13 protein-coding genes are annotated in these 17,753 nt (G+C 37.1%); 8 read left to right on the top strand and 5 right to left on the bottom strand.

Annotated elements, in window-relative coordinates:
- Positions 1 to 233: 233 nt before the first annotated feature.
- Genes JO178_RS05300 through JO178_RS05310 form a run of 3 tightly spaced genes read left to right on the top strand, consistent with a single transcriptional unit; the run spans position 234 to position 3,174 of the window.
- Positions 234 to 1,532 (top strand): hypothetical protein, encoded by a 1,299-nt coding sequence (locus JO178_RS05300; protein WP_291932792.1) that lies wholly within the window; start codon positions 234 to 236, stop codon positions 1,530 to 1,532.
- A 1-nt stretch (position 1,533) separates the two neighbouring features.
- Positions 1,534 to 2,124: an LPS export ABC transporter periplasmic protein LptC gene (lptC, locus tag JO178_RS05305; RefSeq protein WP_291932795.1), complete on the top strand. Its 591-nt coding sequence runs from the start codon at positions 1,534 to 1,536 to the stop codon at positions 2,122 to 2,124.
- Between the two features lie 6 nt (positions 2,125 to 2,130).
- The gene (locus tag JO178_RS05310; RefSeq protein WP_291932797.1) at positions 2,131 to 3,174 is read left to right on the top strand and encodes an anhydro-N-acetylmuramic acid kinase; all 1,044 of its coding nucleotides are present in this window, start codon (positions 2,131 to 2,133) and stop codon (positions 3,172 to 3,174) included.
- A 32-nt stretch (positions 3,175 to 3,206) separates the two neighbouring features.
- Here the strand turns inward: JO178_RS05310 and JO178_RS05315 are convergent, their stop codons facing one another.
- Positions 3,207 to 3,596 (bottom strand): SRPBCC family protein, encoded by a 390-nt coding sequence (locus JO178_RS05315; protein WP_291932800.1) that lies wholly within the window; start codon positions 3,594 to 3,596, stop codon positions 3,207 to 3,209.
- Positions 3,597 to 3,632: 36 nt separating this feature from the next.
- On the opposite strand from JO178_RS05315, the gene JO178_RS05320 reads away from it, so the two are divergent.
- Positions 3,633 to 4,250: an NUDIX domain-containing protein gene (locus JO178_RS05320; RefSeq protein WP_291932803.1), complete on the top strand. Its 618-nt coding sequence runs from the start codon at positions 3,633 to 3,635 to the stop codon at positions 4,248 to 4,250.
- A gap of 50 nt (positions 4,251 to 4,300) precedes the next feature.
- Here JO178_RS05320 and murF read toward each other — a convergent pair whose 3' ends face one another.
- Together murF and gldJ are read right to left on the bottom strand one after the other, a co-directional pair.
- A complete protein-coding gene (murF, locus tag JO178_RS05325) occupies positions 4,301 to 5,572 on the bottom strand; it encodes a UDP-N-acetylmuramoyl-tripeptide--D-alanyl-D-alanine ligase (RefSeq protein ID WP_291932805.1) in 1,272 nt (423 codons plus the stop codon).
- A 65-nt stretch (positions 5,573 to 5,637) separates the two neighbouring features.
- Complete coding sequence (gldJ, locus tag JO178_RS05330; RefSeq protein WP_291932808.1) at positions 5,638 to 7,239, bottom strand: gliding motility lipoprotein GldJ; 1,602 nt, start codon at positions 7,237 to 7,239, stop codon at positions 5,638 to 5,640.
- Positions 7,240 to 7,404: 165 nt separating this feature from the next.
- Here gldJ and porU point away from each other — a divergent pair, with 165 nt between their 5' ends.
- The 3 genes from porU to JO178_RS05345 all read left to right on the top strand — a co-directional run bounded on the left by porU (position 7,405) and on the right by JO178_RS05345 (position 15,056).
- The gene (gene porU, locus JO178_RS05335; protein ID WP_291932811.1) at positions 7,405 to 11,301 is read left to right on the top strand and encodes a type IX secretion system sortase PorU; all 3,897 of its coding nucleotides are present in this window, start codon (positions 7,405 to 7,407) and stop codon (positions 11,299 to 11,301) included.
- A 60-nt stretch (positions 11,302 to 11,361) separates the two neighbouring features.
- A complete protein-coding gene (porV, locus tag JO178_RS05340; protein ID WP_291932814.1) occupies positions 11,362 to 12,525 on the top strand; it encodes a type IX secretion system outer membrane channel protein PorV in 1,164 nt (387 codons plus the stop codon).
- A gap of 266 nt (positions 12,526 to 12,791) precedes the next feature.
- Positions 12,792 to 15,056: an FUSC family membrane protein gene (locus JO178_RS05345; RefSeq protein ID WP_291932817.1), complete on the top strand. Its 2,265-nt coding sequence runs from the start codon at positions 12,792 to 12,794 to the stop codon at positions 15,054 to 15,056.
- On the opposite strand, the gene JO178_RS05350 is transcribed toward JO178_RS05345, so the two are convergent.
- Positions 15,037 to 15,651: a 4'-phosphopantetheinyl transferase family protein gene (locus JO178_RS05350; RefSeq protein WP_291932820.1), complete on the bottom strand. Its 615-nt coding sequence runs from the start codon at positions 15,649 to 15,651 to the stop codon at positions 15,037 to 15,039. The genes JO178_RS05345 and JO178_RS05350 overlap by 20 nt on opposite strands.
- A gap of 98 nt (positions 15,652 to 15,749) precedes the next feature.
- The gene (locus tag JO178_RS05355; protein ID WP_291932823.1) at positions 15,750 to 16,271 is read right to left on the bottom strand and encodes a pyridoxamine 5'-phosphate oxidase family protein; all 522 of its coding nucleotides are present in this window, start codon (positions 16,269 to 16,271) and stop codon (positions 15,750 to 15,752) included.
- Positions 16,272 to 16,436: 165 nt separating this feature from the next.
- Here JO178_RS05355 and ahcY point away from each other — a divergent pair, with 165 nt between their 5' ends.
- Positions 16,437 to 17,750 carry an adenosylhomocysteinase gene (gene ahcY / locus JO178_RS05360; protein WP_291932826.1) on the top strand — a complete coding sequence of 438 codons (1,314 nt, stop codon included), beginning with the start codon at positions 16,437 to 16,439 and terminating at the stop codon, positions 17,748 to 17,750.
- Positions 17,751 to 17,753 lie beyond the last annotated feature (3 nt).

A 17,753-nucleotide genomic window follows, 5' to 3' on the forward strand; every position in this document is an offset into this window, starting at 1 on the left:
CTAAGAAAGATAAATCATTCTTTTTTATGGCAAAAGAGAAATAATGTATGGGCATTCATGAATGGAACAGATTCTCTGTTTAATATCTGCTATATCACTATTCACAATTGATATTAATAATCTGTAAACATTCAAAAATCCTTATTATAACGGCCTTAACAAACTTTAACCACATATAATTTTTACAATTCATTAATATTTAAGATATTTGCGCATTGTTTTAAAAATCAAGAATGAAAAAAATCTTTGTAGTATCATTCATATCAGTTGGATATTTCCTAAATGCACAGAGTCTAAGTAACTCTCCTTATGCAGCGTATGGAATTGGAGATGTAAAATATGATAATACGATCGAAACTGCTTCAATGGGAGGTATATCTACTGCTTTTATAAGTGATTTTACCAGTAGTTTCAATTTTGCAAACCCTGCAAATAACACTAACTTCGACCTTACAAGCATCAGGCTGGAAGCTACTAATGAAAACAATTATTTCAAATCGAATTATAACGATACGAAATCTACAAAGCATTCTACGTATCTTTCGAATATTGCCTTGGCATTTCCAATCTCTTCAAAGGTTAAAATGGGAATTTCTTATCAGCCATACAGCTCTAAGAATTATAATATTACCAACACTGAGATTCTGAAAGACGGAACAGGCTACAAAAATGTTTTCAGAGGAAACGGAACTTTAAATACCGCACAGGTAGCCGTATCCTACAAAATAAACCAGGAATTGGCGGTAGGAGCAAGAGCCAATCTTTATTTTGGTGATTTATCCGATCTTAATGAGTTTTATACGGTAGATGCTAATGGTGTTGCAAGTTCGGAATTCATTAATGGTTATCAGACTAAAAACAGAGTCAGAAATTTTAACTTTACCCTGGGTACAAGTTATCAGACTTTAAATACACGCACAGATAAAAAACTAACGATTGGTGCCACTGCTACTTTCGGGAATACCAGCAATATGACTACTGATTATATTAACAGTACTTATACCTATGCTGATGCAGAAGGAACAAGAGCCAACGAAACTATTATAGACCAGCAAAGTAGAAAATCTAAAAACCTTCTTCCACTACAAGCCTCTTTAGGAGTTGGGTACGGAAGTGAAAATCACTGGTTCCTTTCCGGACAGCTTGATTATAAAAAAGGAGAAAATATTTCTTACTTTGGCCAGACTTTCAACATGCAGGATACCTACAGAATTTCTGCGGGTGGATGGTATCTTCCTAATTACAATAACTTCAGAAGTTATTTCTCAAGGGTAATCTACCGATATGGTGCTTTCTATGAAAGAGGTGGGCTTAAATTAGAAGGAAACAGTATTAACAAATTCGGTATTTCAGCCGGTGTTATGCTTCCTTTCAAGAATAGTAGTATCACAAGAATGAGTGGTCTGGAACTCGGTGTAGAACTCGGTAAAAGAGGGACTCTCAGTGACAACCTGATCAACCAAAACTTTATCAACCTGAGAATCGGCTTTAATTTTGCTGATAAATGGTTCAGAAAGAATCTCTATAACTAGAATGAACTTTTCAAAAAAAATATCATATAAAAATATAGCATGCCTTTTTAGTTGTGCTATATTTTTTATATTGACCTCCTGTGAGGAAGACCTTACTAAGACCAACGGCAGCCAAAGTAAAAATTTCCCGTCACAGATCATTAACAATGCCAACATTATCCAACGTGATTCCGGCTTTGTTACGCTAAAAGCCAAGGCTCCCATCATTGAAAAATACGAGCTGATCGACAGCCCGTATGTAGTAGCCAGAAAAGGAATCAATATAGAATTCTTTGATAAAAAGAAACCGAAAATTCCCGGAAAAATTACGGCTAAATATGCCCGTATTTTTGAATATAAAAAATTCTATGAAGCTAAAGGCGATGTAAGAATTACAACCAATGAAGGACAGCGATTTGCCATGCAGAGCATTTACTGGGACCAGAAAAAAAACAGAATTTACACCAAAGATACTGTTTATGTAACCATGGAAGATGGCTCGACTTTAGTAGGAGCTAACGGTATGACTGCAAAAGATGATTTTTCCGAATATACCTTCTATAACAATTCAGGAGACTTCAGTTCAAAGAGGATTTCTGAAAACAAAAAATAGTTTCTCATGAAAACTCTTGCTATTGGACTTATGTCCGGAACCAGCCTGGACGGTTTGGATATCTGCCTTGCTGAATTTGAGCATCAAAATTCCTGGACGTTTCAGATCCTGAAAGCAGAAACTATTCCCTACTCCAGCTCATGGGAAAATCAACTCAAAAATGCCATTCATCTGTCTGCAGAAGAACTTCTGGAGCTTCATTCAGCATATGGCTTTTATCTGGGTGGTCATGTCAGAGAGTTTATCCTAAAACATCAGCTTGAAAACATCAGCCTGATTGCCTCTCACGGACACACTGTATTCCACCAGCCCCAAAGAAAATTCACACTCCAGATCGGTGACGGAAGAGCTATTAAACTGGAAACCGGCTTGCCTGTTGTATATGATTTCAGAAGCCAGGATGTCCTGATGAAAGGAAATGGTGCTCCTTTGGTCCCTATAGGAGATCAACTTCTTTTTCCGGAATATGACGCCTGTCTTAATCTGGGCGGATTTTCAAATATTTCTCTATCCTTACATGATAAAAGAATTGCTTTTGATATTGCTCCAGTAAATATCGTTCTCAACAAACTGGCGAAGCAGCTCAATCAAGATTTTGATCAAAACGGAAATCTGGCAAGAGCCGGAAAAATAAACGAAGCTATATTAAACCAACTCAATTCTTTAGATTTTTATCAGCAGTCGCATCCTAAATCCTTAGGGATAGAATGGTGCAACCAACATGTGTTCCCTTTACTTGAAAATATGGATACCTTACATGCACTGGCTACGTTTACAGAACATATTGCCCTGCAAATTTCAGGGGTGATCAACGAGAATAATATAAAGCATATTCTGTTCACCGGCGGTGGTACATATAATACATTTCTAACTGAAAAAATAAAGGCAAAAACAAGCGCTGAAATCATTATTCCGTCAAAAGAGATCATTAACTATAAAGAGGCTTTAATTTTTGCTTTTATGGGAGTCCTGAAGCTTAATAAGCAAATTAATGTACTGGCCTCTGCTACGGGAAGTATACAAGATCACAGCTCAGGTCTTATTGCATAAAAAAACCTTCATCACTGAAGGTTTTCTTTATATTATTTATAAGCTTCGATCTTATCTGTCAATGTATTGATAAAATTCTGCAGCGGCTTCTCTACCATCATTTTAATGAAAGGATTAAATTTTCCTTCAAAAAGCATTTGTACTTCCGTCTGGTTTTCGTTGAGAGGATTCAAAGTTGCTGTTAATGAAAAATCTAAACTTGAACTTGCAGATCTTAAGACTGCTTTCTGATCATCTACTTCATCTATTTTCAAAGCAATTTCCGGCATTCCCTGTAATCCGAATTTAAATCCGTTGTCTCTTATTTCAAATTTCTGAAGACCATCCGGCATAAATTCCTTGTAGTTTTCAGGAGATTTCAGTAATTCTGTTAGCTCTTTGGATGATTTATTGACAATAATTTTTCGTCCTTCTAAATTCATTTTTTATTTTTGTATTTAAATTCTTAATTCTTACAAATGTATAAAGTTTTTGTGAACGAAAAAAAATTATTACTATCTAAGCATCCTGAAGATCTTGAAAAAAATCTTGGGTATGAAAGTTTCACAACTTTAGAAATTGCATTAGATCTTTTAGAGAATACTTCTGTGACAGAACTCAATGTTTTCGGTGAGAATATTGGCGAGATCTGGCAGGAATTCCAGAAGCTGTTCAGAATCATAGAAGCAGCCGGAGGAATTGTAAATAATCCTGATGGTGAAATTCTTTTCATCAAAAGATTAGGGAAATGGGACCTTCCTAAAGGAAAAATGGAGAAAGGTGAATCCAAGGAAGAATCTGCCGTGAGGGAAATTGAAGAAGAAACCGGTCTTCAGCATGTAGAACTCGTAAAATTCATCAATACAACGTATCACATTTATGTAGAAAGGAATGGTGAAAAAATACTAAAATGCACCCATTGGTTTGAAATGAACTTCAATGGAGAGGCTGTATTTAAGCCTCAGACAGAAGAAGGAATTACTGAAGTAGCATGGAAAAACACGACCCAGATTGAAGGAGAAGTTTTTCCAAGTACATTCAAGAATATCCAGCTGATCGTACAGGATTTCTGGAATTCAAAAGCTCGTCAGAGCTGAAATTTCAGAAAAAGGCCGGAAGTCATTCGTTATACTTCCGGCCTTTTTTATTATATAAAGTCTATCAGCTTCTCTAGAGCAATTCCTCTTGAACCCTTCAACAGGATATTATCAGACTTAATTGTATTTTGTTTCAGATATTCTGCCAGTGAGGAAGTATCTTCAAAAGCAAGGCCTGAAGGATTAACCGATTTAAAATGTTTTCCTACGGTAATAATTTCATCAAAACGCAGATCCTGAGCCAGTTTTAAGATACTTTGATGCTCTTTTTCACTTTCCGAACCCAATTCCAGCATATCCCCGATTACGATGGTTTTACTGCCTTCAAAACTGATAAAATTATTCAGTGAAGCTGCCATCGAACTCGGGTTTGCATTATAAGTATCCAGCACGAGTGTCCTGTCTCCTTTTTTAACGACCTGCGAACGCATATTTGTTGGGGTATACTGCTCTATGGCATGCTTTACTCTTCCGAAACTGATTCCGAAATAAAGGCCAAGGCCTGCGGCTGCACAAAGATTGGTAAAATTATAATCTCCTGTCAGTTTTGACAAAGCCTTTTCACCCTGATACATCAACCCCACAAAATGATTTTCGGAAAAGGATGCAAAATTATAATCTGAATGATCTTTTCCAAAAGTGATCGTTGGTGAATAATTTTCAGTTTTTTCCAGCTGAATAGGATCATTCTCGTTAACAATAATTGTCCGTTGATTATTCTTAAGGTAATCATAGAGTTCAGATTTTCCTTTAATCACTCCTTCGAAGCCACCAAAACCTTCGAGGTGTGCTTTTCCGAAATTGGTAATATATCCGAAATCAGGTTGGGCAATCGTACATAAAAGCTCAATCTCCTTCTGATGGTTTGCTCCCATTTCGATGACCGCCATCTCATGCTCAGGTTTAATAGAAAGTATCGTTAACGGAACTCCGATATGATTGTTCAGATTACCGAAAGTATACTGAATATTAAATTTTTCGGAAAGCACTGCATGAATCAGTTCTTTAGTCGTTGTTTTCCCGTTACTGCCTGTAAGCCCTATAAAAGGTATGGTTAGTTTACTCCTGTGAAAAACAGCCAGTTGCTGTAAAAACTCAAGAGTAGATGGAACATAAAAAATATTTCTATCTCTGTTTTCAAATTCCGGCAGCTCTACAATGACTGCCAAAGCTCCTTCATCTATAGCTTTTTCAGCTAAAGTTGCTGCATTGAAATTTTCACCGGAAAAAGCAAAGAAAATATCATTTTCAGCTATTTTCCTACTATCAATCGTTACTTTACCTGCTTGTAAAAATAAGGGATAAAACTGTTCTATATTCATGAGTCAAAAATAAAAAAACCTTCCGAAACTCCGGAAGGTTTTTTATAAGTATTTTTTGATAAATATTATCTTCTTGTTCTACTCTTATCGTTTGTTCTTGCATCCTGTGCTACACGGAATCCAATCCAACCATAAGCTCTTCCTTGATTTTTATATCTTCTCTGTCCCGGATCCAACCAATAGGCTGTATCTTGCCAAGAACCTCCTTTTACTACTCTTACTTCGTTAGAGATTGCTGAAGTTCTGTCTCTGGTATCTTTCTGCATTTTCACTCTACCGCTTGCATCTACAACGAATCTCTGACGAGGTGCATTATACATATCAAATGATGAAGCTGAATCTGCATCTCTTCTGTATTCTAAAGAAGATTGTCTGTCACCGTCTCTATAGTTTCTGTAATCGGCAATTGTCTGTCTTTCGAATTGCCCAGGAAGTCCTCTGTACACTAGTCTTCCGTCTGCCAAAGTATCATATTTGATACTTCCTTCGTCCACCATTTTGTAAGTTCCGTCACCGTTTCTTACAATAGCCTGAGGCATGTTACCTCTATAGTAATTAAAATCGTTGTAATCTTCATCGATGATTGGTCTGTAAACATCTGCTGTCCATTCGGCAACGTTACCATACATTCCATAGATTCCTAAGTCGTTAGATGGATATTGTCTTACGTCTGAAGTTTGTGCAGATCCGTCGTTTTTCCATCCTGCGATACCAGAATAGTCACCTTTACCCATTTTAAAGTTTTCAAGGAACATTCCTCTTTCTTTTCCTTTGGTGCCTCTCAGCTTTTCAATTTCAGGTTTTTTACCCAGGTACTGGTTATATTCTCTGTTTTTAGCCATACCAAGTGCCGCATATTCCCACTCAACTTCTGTAGGAAGTCTAAATTTCTGAACCATTGCGGAATTAGGAGCTCTGTTTGCAGCTAACAATCTTTGGTTGGTAGTTTTCATACCTGTTTTCTGCTGCATTCTTTTCTCATTGATGTATCCCTGCATTTCAGGATCATTCGCCTTGAATTTATCCATATTGAATGCAGTTCCACCCTGATTGTTAGACTCATTAATGTACAAGTCTTTAGCAATTACTCCGGCTTGCATCAAAGCTTTTTCATTGGCTCTGTCTGTCAACCATTCGCAATATCTGTTGGCCTGAGTCCAGGAAACTCCTACTACCGGATAGTAGTCGAATTCCGGAGAACGCAGGTACGTTTCATTATAATCGTTTCTAGCTAATTTGTTGTCCCATAATAAGGTATCTGGTAAAGCACCATTGTAGATTTCCTTAAAGCTAGGATCACTTGGAGGGAATACATACTTCAACCATGTAAGGTATTCGCGGTATTCATAGTTTGTAATTTCAGTTTCTCCGATAAAGAATGAACTTACCTGCATTCTGCGCGGTGTGTTATTCCAATCGTGCATAACATCATCTTTCACTAATCCCATTGTAAAAGTTCCACCTTCTACATATACCATTCCCGGCCAACCCTTCTGCTTCTGTTGCTTTCCTGCAAAAAACCAACCCTGTTTTTCGTTTGGTTTCCAACCTGTTTTACTGACAAATTTTTTGGTACCGCCACCTTTGCTGGTCCCTGATCCGCCACAACTGGTTAATGCAAGTGTAGAACTTAATGCTATTAATGAAAACAACTTTAGTTTTTTCATAGTCGATATAAATATTTTCAAGAGTACAAAGAAAAAATAAATTATTCAATAAATCAAATAAAGATTTGATTTTTTTGAAAAACGTTAACAAATTAATTTTATTGTATCACAATTTAATTATAAAATTTTCATTTATTTTGTAATTCAGAAATTTCAACAATAAACATGAAACAAAAAATCGCGATTTTATTTCTATTCTCTTTTGTATCAACACTTTGGGCCCAAAGAAACACCATAGAATGGGATGGTTCAAAAATTCAGGACTTTGGTGAGTCAAAATTAAATCTTCCAAACTTCAAAAATGAGGGTTTTTCGTTTAGCCAAAATAACGTTTTTATAGTAACCAAACAAAAGGTAGGAGAAAAGCAGTTAAAAGTTTCCGACCTTGCCTGGGATAATGTTTCCGACAGAGATTTATACGAACTGGATAAAGGAGGCCTTCCTAATTATGATATCGCAGATATTTCATATTATACGTTAGAAGGCGAAAGATATGCCAGCATCAGTGTATCATTATTTAAAACTAATAATGGACGTGTTCAGAGGCTATCTTCATTTAATGTTTCTGAAACGGCAATACCCAATACATTTGGAAGTGTAAGCAGAATAGGTTCCACAGCCAATCCGTTATCAAGTGGAAATTTCTATAAAATAAAAGTCAACAAATCCGGTATATTTAAAATTACCACTCAGTTTTTAAGAGACAACGGGATCAATCCGGCCTCTGTAAATCCTAAGAATTTCAGAATCTATGGTAATGGTGGTCTGTTGTTACCGGAATACAACCAGGACGCTAAATATAGTGCGTTGCAGGAGAATGCCATTCAGGTAGTAGGTGAAGATGACGGAGTATGGAATGATAATGACTATGCTTTATTTTATGCGCAGGGTCCGGATGGGTACAATCTTTATAACAGAGAAAACGGTAATGGCTTTAAAAGAACCGAAACCCGATATGACAGAAGTAATAATGTAAAAAACATATATGAAGATTTTTCCTATTACTATATTAATATTGACAAAGGTCCCGGTAAAAGAGTTCAGGCAGTTGACGGCACCCTTCCTAATGGATTAATCACCAGATATGACAGTTACCAGGTGATTAATAACGACCAGAAGAACGTGATGAAAGTAGGAAGAGTATGGGTAGAAGACTCTCCTTTCACTACGGAGAAAACAGTCACTTTCACTACCAATTCACCGATACAGGCTACGGATGTTATCAGGTTCGGAGCAAGAATAGCAGGCTACAGAGCACAAAAAAACACGGTTGAGTTTAAAATCAATGATCAAAATTCAATTATACGCTCTGTTCCGACGGACACTTCTACATTTAAATATGATTTCTATTTTTTACCCACTTATTCGGGAACGATAACGAATATCACCGGAAATCAGATTACGATAAAATACAATCCTAATATCAGTCTGAATCCTAACGGAACATTCTTTATGGATTATGCGGAAGTACAATATAAAGAAAACCTTAGTTTCAATGGTTCGCAAATGAATTTCAGAGACTTTTCACTGGTAAGCGGCAGCAATACAAACTATGGATTCAGTATTTCCAACGCTTCCAATATAGAACAGGTATGGGATGTTACCGATATTACGAATGCCAACAGAAGAGTAAACAAAGCAGGAGCCGGCAGCTTTAATTTTGCATATATCGCGGCTGATCAGAACTTCAATAATGAGTTTGTGGCTTTCCGTGCTGATGCTGCCTTTTCTCCGCAATTTGTGGAAAGAATCGGAAATCAGAATCTTTCAGCGTTGCAGAATATAGACTACCTGATCCTTACAGTCCCTGAAATGATGGGCCAGGCACAAAGAATAGCAAGTTATCACCAGACAAAAAATAACTACAAAGTAGAAATTGTAGATATTAATAAAGTATATCAGGAGTTTGGCAGCGGAAGCAGAGATCTTACAGCTATCAGGGATTTTGTGAGCAAACTGAATACTCCGACGGGAAGTCTTAAATATGTATTCATTCTTGGTGATGCTTCATATGATTTTAAAAATAAAGTATCAAACAATTCAAATATTGTTACGGCTTATCAAAGTGAGCAATCTTCAGATTATGTAAGCTCATTCGTAACGGATGATTATATCGTAATGACTAAACCACAAACAGCAAGCTATATTGAAAATAATCTTCCGGACCTTCCTATCGGAAGAATTCCTGCAGCTAATATTTCCGAAGCAGGCGATATGATCAATAAAACACTTGCTTATTACAATTCACTTCCGGGACAATCCAGCCCGTTTGGTGAATGGCGTATGAAACTTGATTTCGTAGTGGATGATGATGCTCAGGACGGAGGTCCTTTTCATAATGTGATGAACGCTACCCTGGTCAATGAATTTGAACAACCTGGACAAACCCAGTTAAAAGAATACAATGTAAAAAAATTATACATGGATGCTTTTCCTGCTCAAAGTACTGCAGGAGGATTAAGATATCCGCAGGTTAATCAGGCGATCTCAAATGCGATCGGAAACAGCCTGTATCTGTTCTATTTCGGACATGGAGGGATTAACGGATGGGCACAGGAAAGGGTTTTAACAACGACTGAAATTCAGAATTCCAATAATTTTTCCAATGTATACAGCAGATTTCCTTTTGTTTCTACAATCACTTGTGAATTTACGTTATGGGATGAGCCTTCCACGTATTCGGCAGGTGAGCAATTCATCAAACTAAAACAGGGAGGTGCAGCAGCAATGATTACTTCCAGCCGCGCTATCGGAGTTATTTACGGGCGCCAGTTTACAGATACTTACACTAAAAACATCTTTAAATTAACCAATGATGATTTTGCAACACTTGGAAATGCACATTTAACAGCTAAAAAAGAAAGAGGTGCGGATCTCAATCACTTAAAAGTAAACTTCCTGGGTGATCCGGCAATGAAACTAAGCAGACCTCAGAGACTTTTGGTAATTGATAATATAGACACGCCTATTCCGGGTCAGATCAGAGGATTAGATTTTGTTAAAATCAAAGGACATATTAACAATGCTAACGGAACCCTGAATTCTACTTTCAACGGGAGAGTAACCATCAATATTTTTGATAAGAGAATCAATAAAAAGACTTTAAACAATAATGGTGCTCTTTCACCTGTTCTGGAATACACAGAAGAAGGAAGCCCTATTGTAAAAGCTTCGGGAATAGTTGTCAACGGAGTATTTACTTCTGAATTTTATGTGCCTAAGGATATCAATTATACTATCGGAGAAGGAAGAATATTAGGTTACGCGGATAATAAAGTAACAGATGTTTTCAACAATCAGGCAGTACAGGTAGGTGGTCTGAATCCTAACGGAGTAAATGACAACCAGCCTCCGAAGGTAAGACTTTATATGAATAACACAAACTTTGCCGACGGCGGAATTACCAACCAAAACCCCACTCTTCTGGCTTGTCTTACGGATGACACAGGAATTAACGCTACAGGTTCAGGAGTAGGCCATGATATTACGGTATATCTGGACGGGCAAATCATCAATACCATTATATTAAATGATTTTTATGCTGCCGGAGAAGGAAACGGATGCTTAAGCCCAAGTCTTGCAGAGTACCAGAAAGGAAATGTAACCTATCCTTTCAGAAATCTGGCTATCGGACAACATCAATTAACATTTAAAGTTTGGGACATAAACAATAATTCGGCAACTGCTACGTTAAATTTTGAAGTTAAGGATGAATCTGATCAACATTTAATTATCAACCGTCCGTTGAACTGGCCGAATCCATTCACCAATAAAACGTACATCCAGTTTGAACATAACTGCGATGATATTTTAGATGTAAATGTTCAGATTTATACAATTACCGGAAGATTGGTAAAAACTTTATCTCAACCGGTCGTTGCAGAACCCTTTCTACAGGGCTTTAGAACTCCCCGTCAGGCTATAGAATGGGACGGAAGAGATGATTTTGGAGCAACAGTAGCAAAAGGTACGTATATTTTTAAGATATTTGCAAAAAGTCAAAATCAGGAAAAATGCAAAGGAAGTGCTACAGCTGTAGAAAAAATGGTAATTTTGAAATAATTATACAATACAATAGATAATAAAATTAATAAAAAACTGATAATATATAAAAGACAACATATGAATTTAACTACTAAACTGCTTTTGGGATTTGGGTTAAGTGCTGGTTTTCTAGGCTATTCGCAAGATTTAAGTAAAATTAATCCAGTATTGACCGGAGCTCCCTTCCTAAGAATTGCACCAGATGCAAGATCAGGAGGTATGGGAGATCAGGGGGTGGTAACTTCCCCGGATGCATTTTCACAATTCTGGAATGCGGCAAAATATCCTTTTAGCAGAACAAGTTCTTCCATCGGTCTGAACTATACACCATATATGGGAAAACTTACCAATGATGTATTCTTACTATACGGATCATTCCATAAATTTTTAGGACAGGAAGAAAGATCCACAATTTCTGCGAGTATCTATTATTTTAATATGGGACAGGTAGACCTGACTCAGCTGGTAGGTTCGGAAATTGTTTCAATGGGTGCATCAAAACCAAATGAATTCTCTATTGATGTTGCCTATGCATTAAAACTTTCTGATTCTTATTCCATGGCCGTAACGGGTAGATTTATTCGCTCAGACTTAGCCGGAGGATTTAATACTGATACAACACTTAAAGCAGCCAACTCATTTGCAGTAGATGTTGCCGGATACTATAGTTCACCAAAATTCTCGGGTATCGGTGGGAACGACGGTAAAGTGAACGCAGGTTTCACAATATCAAACCTGGGTCCGAAACTGGATTATACAGGAAATGAAGAATCTAGATCTTATCTTCCGACAATGGCCAGATTAGGGATCGGATATGACATGTATCTTGATGATATGAACAGAGTGGGAATCAGCTTTGAAGGTTCAAAACTCTTAGTTCCAGGATCCGAATATGCAGGAATAGATCCCAATACAAGAAAAGAAATCTATGCTGTACCTAATGTAGGAGTAATGGAAGGTATCGGAAAATCTTTCAAAAACAAAAACAGTATCATGTATAGTGGTGCTATTGAATATTCATATGACAACGCATTCTCTGTACGAGGAGGTTATTTCAATGAAAGTGCAGAGCAGGGAGCAAGACAGTTTGCCACTGCAGGTATTGGATTAAGATACCGTTCTTTCGGACTTGATCTTTCGTATCTGATCAATATGTCTAAAGTAAACACAGCATTAGATAATACCCTTCGTTTTGGTCTTACCTGGAATATCGGTGATGAAACATCCAACAACGATCGTTAATTAATCATATATCAATGATAACAAAAGCCTCATCACTTGTATGAGGCTTTTTTATTGTAATAACCAGAAAAAAATAAAGCATAGCGCTTCACCCTACCATATTCACTTTACCCAAATAAAAATTGATTACCATTCCACTGGATCTCAATACTTCACCTTTACATCATTTCAATTATCAGTTTTTTATTAAAAAAATATAATATTTAAGTTGAGAAAAGTCTCTTTTTTATGGTATTTCTTTTAAATTCTATACCTATTTTTGTACTATGAACTATTCGGCGGAGCTAAAAAAATTTGTAACCAGTCAATATGTATATTCTGCCATCAGAATTACATTAGCTACTGTTCTGCCTTGTTTAGTACTGGCCCACTTTGGAATTTTAAAAGAATACTTCCTCTTCCCTCTCGGAACCAGCTTTGTAGCACTTACAGACCAGCCAGGTCCCTTTATCCGAAGAAGAAATGCGCTCGCTTTTGCCATCTGCTGTTTTGTCTTTGTAGCACTCATAGCAAGTCTGGTAATGAATTTCAGGCTCCTGGTCCTGTTTGAAATCATAGCTTTCGGTATGTTTTTCTCCCTGATCGGAGTATATGGGCAGAGATTAGCTGCTGTAGGTTCACTATCACTTGTCGTACTGGCCATCTTTATCGACGGGCATCTTACCGGTAGTGATATTTTAAAAAGCTTATTAATCTTTGCCAGTGGCTGTATCTGGTTTTTACTGATATTCCTTATTGTCACAACCATTCGTCCCTATAAACTGGCCGGACAGATGATTGGCGAAAACTACCTTCAGCTGGCAGAATTTTTAAAGATTAAAGCCAGTTATTACCAGAAAAATCCGGATTTTGATAAACTGACCACTCAGGTTATTGCCAAACAGATTGAAATAAAAAATCTTCAGGAAGATACCCGGGAAACTGTTTTTAAAACCAGAACCATTGTCAATGAATCTACGACAACCAGCCGTTTGCTGATGCTGATGTTTCTGAACTCTATGGACCTTCATGAAAAACTCATGACCTCAGAAAGTGACTACCAAAAGCTGCAACAGAGTTTTGAAGACAGCATGATTCTGGTCAATATTCACGACTATCTTAATCTTCTGGCCGAGGAGATTACCAATATCGGAATCGCCCTGCAAAGTGGAACGAGAGCTAAGTCTATGTTCAATCTGGAACTTGAATTAAAAAATCTTAACTACAATTATTTTGAGCTTAGAAATAAGCAGCTTACTTCTGACAATCTGGAAAATTTTATGATCCTGCGTCAGATTCTGATGCGTATTAATGAGATCACCAAAGAAATCAATGAGATCTATAAAGTATTCTCTCAAAATGTAAAACTCGCAAAAAGTTTATCCACCGGACTGGATTTGAAAAAATTTATGCCGAATGAACCTAAGCTGAACGCCAAAGTTTTAAGGAATAATATTTCTCTCTCCTCCTCTCATTTCCGTCATGCCATAAGAATTACCACGGCATTATTAGTGGGATACCTTTTCTCTATGTTTGATTTTCTGGGCTTGGGTCATACTTACTGGATCTTAATTACCATTACTGCAATCCTAAAACCGGCCTATTCTATCACGAAACAACGAAATCTTCTCAGGCTTTACGGAACGGTAACCGGAGCTACAATCGCTTATATCATCCTGCATTTCATACATATTAACGGTGTTTTATTTGCCATTCTGCTGATCAGTATGATCATGTGTTTCAGCTTTTTAAAAGGAAGGTATTTTTGGGCAGTATTATTTATGACCATTTATGTTTTCCTGAGTTTTAATTTTCTTAACCCCGGAAAAGTAGACATCATTTTCAAAGACCGTGTTGTGGATACCGCCATCGCTGGAATAATTGCTTTTGCCGTATCTTATATTGTATTACCGGTTTGGGAGCATACCCAAAACCTGGATCTGATGAAAAAATCTGCGGCAGACAACCTCATCTATTTCCAAAGTGTAATTTCTAAATTTTTACAGGGAGATTTTGATCTTGAAGATTATAAAGTAAAGCGAAAAAATGCTATTATTTCTTTAGCGAACCTATCGGATAATTTCCAGCGAATGATTTCCGATCCCAAAAACCAGCAGAAGAAACTCGAGGTTGTTCATCAGTTTGTAGCTACCTCACATCTTATCACAGCTTATACCGCTTCCCTTTCACAATATTCCAAGAGCAATGAGCTCTATCCTGAAATTGATGCCGAGAGCTGGAGCAGGAAAATTGAAGCTGAAATGCAGCAGACATCAGCTTTATTACATGGTGAAGACATCAATGAAGCTCTTAAAATGGAAAGCCGTCTGGAACCGGAAGATTCTTCTATTGAAGACATGCTGATGAAAAGAAAAACAGAGATTGAGGAAAACGATATCATAGACCGAAGAGATCCCGATAAAATTTCACATTTGACGGAACTTAAAAATATTCTGGATATCCTTGAACTGATCTATGATGTTGCTAAAGAACAACGAAAGGTTATTGAAAAATACAGAAGTGAGAAACATGCTACTCCTCCACAATCGTAAAACAATAATCATCAAAAAATTCTACTCTGGCTTTGAACTCATCTGAAAACTGATCGTCATAAACCCTACAGCTTATTTTATGAAGATGCTTAAGTTCAAAAGGCTTTACTTCATAATTTTTTTTCAGAGACCAGTATTTGGAATGATGAATTTTGTACATACTTTCCTTCACGCTCCATATAATTGTATAAAATGTATCTGCCTTATCTTGCGGAATAAAACCTCTTTCATTTTCATACGTAAATTTATCAATCACCCTTAAAATTTTGGGATTGAATTTTTCAACATCAATTCCTATTTTATTTTTGGATATCGCAATCGCTGCAAAGGGAAAAGAATGGGTAATGGAAATTTCCGCATCATCGGGAGAAAGAAAAGGTTCTCTTTCTCTATATAAAATTTTAGAATGTGGCTTCAGACCTTTTAACAGCTTGCGCACCATCAGCACCTCCAGAAGTTTTTTAGGATGATAATCTTTTACTTTTTCTGCATTTTCCGGCTCCAGAAGTTCATTAATATCAAGTTCTTCACTCTCATCATACTTCCAAACAAGGATGGTGGCATTATCATCTGAAAAATCTCGGTAAAGGGGCATTCTTTTTTTATTTAACAAAAATACTAAAAAGAAACCATTCGAAGAAGAGACAAGACGGGAGCCGGAAGCTATTATTTTATATCCTGCTCCCAGCTTCCTTACTTATTCGACTTATGATTCACATCATTTCGATGCTCAATAATTTCTAAATTTTCATCTACAAAATAAGCACTTCCAAATCCGTTCACATAAGAACCCCTTACCGGCCGTAAAGCAATTAAAATAAAATCTCCCATTTCAGAAATAACATCCACAACTTTGCCATGAGTTTCGGCCAGTTTCTCAACTACCCTATTCCACTGTTCCGAATCTCTTTCTACCTGTACGGGAAAAGTTTCAAGGGTCAAACGTTCACGGGCATAGATTTGTTTGGCAGCTGATTCATCTTCAATAAACAATACCGACACCTTTCTTCCTGCCGAAAGATTCCGGGTATGTTTTGCCATAAAAGATACCAGAATATAGAATGTCTCATCTACCCGTACAAATGGTGCATAGCTGGAATTGGGATTTCCTTCGCCATCTGTGGTAGCCAGGATTATACTTTTGGTACGTGCAATCAGTTCTATTACTTTAGGAGCAACCGGTTTTGCTTTTTTCTCCGTATGGGTATGATTCATATCGTATAATTTATCCGATAAAAGTAATTATTTATATTAAGACTAAATAATATCAAATCATGTTTAATCTCATCTTTCCGAACTTGAATTGTTGTTTTTTTATCTTAATTATTAATTGTAATTTTGCATTTCATTATCAATTGAATTTAAAACTATTCATTACATATGAGTACTACAACACAATACCTTCCTTATAAAGTAAAGGATATCTCCCTAGCAGAATGGGGAAGAAAAGAAATTACCCTTGCAGAAGCAGAAATGCCTGGTTTGATGGCTATCCGTGAAGAATACGGCCCATCTCAGCCTCTGAAAGGAGCCAGAATCGCAGGATGTCTTCACATGACCATCCAGACAGCTGTGCTTATCGAGACTCTGGTAGCTTTAGGAGCTGAAGTTACATGGTCTTCTTGTAATATTTTCTCTACTCAGGATCATGCTGCTGCTGCTATTGCCGCTGCAGGAATTCCGGTTTATGCCTGGAAAGGTCTAAACGAAGAAGAATTTGACTGGTGTATTGAGCAGACTTTATTCTTCGGAGAAGACAGAAAACCATTGAACATGATCCTTGATGATGGTGGTGATCTGACAAACATGGTGTTTGATAAATACCCTCAGTTTACAAAAGACATCAAAGGTCTTTCTGAAGAAACGACTACAGGAGTACACAGACTGTATGAGAGAATGAAAAACGGAACTTTAGTAATGCCTGCAATCAATGTTAATGATTCAGTCACTAAATCTAAGTTTGACAACAAATACGGATGTAAAGAATCTGCTGTAGATGCTGTAAGAAGAGCTACAGACGTAATGTTAGCAGGAAAAAGAGTAGTAGTTTGCGGATACGGAGACGTAGGTAAAGGTACTGCTGCTTCTTTCAGAGGAGCCGGTTCTATCGTTACCGTTACAGAGATCGACCCAATTTGTGCCCTTCAGGCTGCAATGGACGGTTATGAAGTAAAAAGATTAGATACCGTAGTAGACAACGCCGATATCATCATTACAACAACCGGTAACTTTAATATTGTAAGAGGAGAACACTTCCTTAAAATGAAGGATAAAGCAATCGTTTGTAACATCGGACACTTCGATAATGAGATCGATATGGCCTGGTTAAACAAAAACTACGGTCAGACTAAATCTGAAGTTAAACCTCAGGTTGACATCTATACAATTGAAGGAAAAGAAGTCATTATCCTTGCTGAAGGAAGACTGGTAAACTTAGGCTGTGCAACAGGACACCCAAGTTTCGTAATGTCAAACTCTTTCTCCAACCAGACATTGGCTCAGATCGAATTATGGAACAACGCCGCAGCTTACAAAAACGAAGTTTACATGCTTCCTAAGCACTTAGATGAAAAAGTAGCAGCTTTACACCTTAAAAAATTAAGCGTAGAGCTTGAAACTCTTTCCCCTGAGCAGGCTGAGTATATCGGAGTAGACGTAAAAGGACCATTCAAGCCTGAATACTACAGATATTAAAAA

The sequence above is a fragment of the Chryseobacterium sp. genome, assembly GCF_019236175.1.
In the GTDB taxonomy this organism is placed as follows: domain Bacteria; phylum Bacteroidota; class Bacteroidia; order Flavobacteriales; family Weeksellaceae; genus Chryseobacterium.

Excerpts from the sequence above, each read along its gene's own strand:
- JO178_RS05300 (WP_291932792.1), top strand. The coding sequence starts at position 234 with ATGAAAAAAATCTTTGTAGTATCATTCATATCAGTTGGATATTTCCTA.
- lptC (WP_291932795.1), top strand. The coding sequence starts at position 1,534 with ATGAACTTTTCAAAAAAAATATCATATAAAAATATAGCATGCCTTTTT.
- JO178_RS05310 (WP_291932797.1), top strand. The coding sequence starts at position 2,131 with ATGAAAACTCTTGCTATTGGACTTATGTCCGGAACCAGCCTGGACGGT.
- JO178_RS05315 (WP_291932800.1), bottom strand. The coding sequence starts at position 3,596 with ATGAATTTAGAAGGACGAAAAATTATTGTCAATAAATCATCCAAAGAG.
- JO178_RS05320 (WP_291932803.1), top strand. The coding sequence starts at position 3,633 with ATGTATAAAGTTTTTGTGAACGAAAAAAAATTATTACTATCTAAGCAT.
- murF (WP_291932805.1), bottom strand. The coding sequence starts at position 5,572 with ATGAATATAGAACAGTTTTATCCCTTATTTTTACAAGCAGGTAAAGTA.
- gldJ (WP_291932808.1), bottom strand. The coding sequence starts at position 7,239 with ATGAAAAAACTAAAGTTGTTTTCATTAATAGCATTAAGTTCTACACTT.
- porU (WP_291932811.1), top strand. The coding sequence starts at position 7,405 with ATGAAACAAAAAATCGCGATTTTATTTCTATTCTCTTTTGTATCAACA.
- porV (WP_291932814.1), top strand. The coding sequence starts at position 11,362 with ATGAATTTAACTACTAAACTGCTTTTGGGATTTGGGTTAAGTGCTGGT.
- JO178_RS05345 (WP_291932817.1), top strand. The coding sequence starts at position 12,792 with ATGAACTATTCGGCGGAGCTAAAAAAATTTGTAACCAGTCAATATGTA.
- JO178_RS05350 (WP_291932820.1), bottom strand. The coding sequence starts at position 15,651 with ATGCCCCTTTACCGAGATTTTTCAGATGATAATGCCACCATCCTTGTT.
- JO178_RS05355 (WP_291932823.1), bottom strand. The coding sequence starts at position 16,271 with ATGAATCATACCCATACGGAGAAAAAAGCAAAACCGGTTGCTCCTAAA.
- ahcY (WP_291932826.1), top strand. The coding sequence starts at position 16,437 with ATGAGTACTACAACACAATACCTTCCTTATAAAGTAAAGGATATCTCC.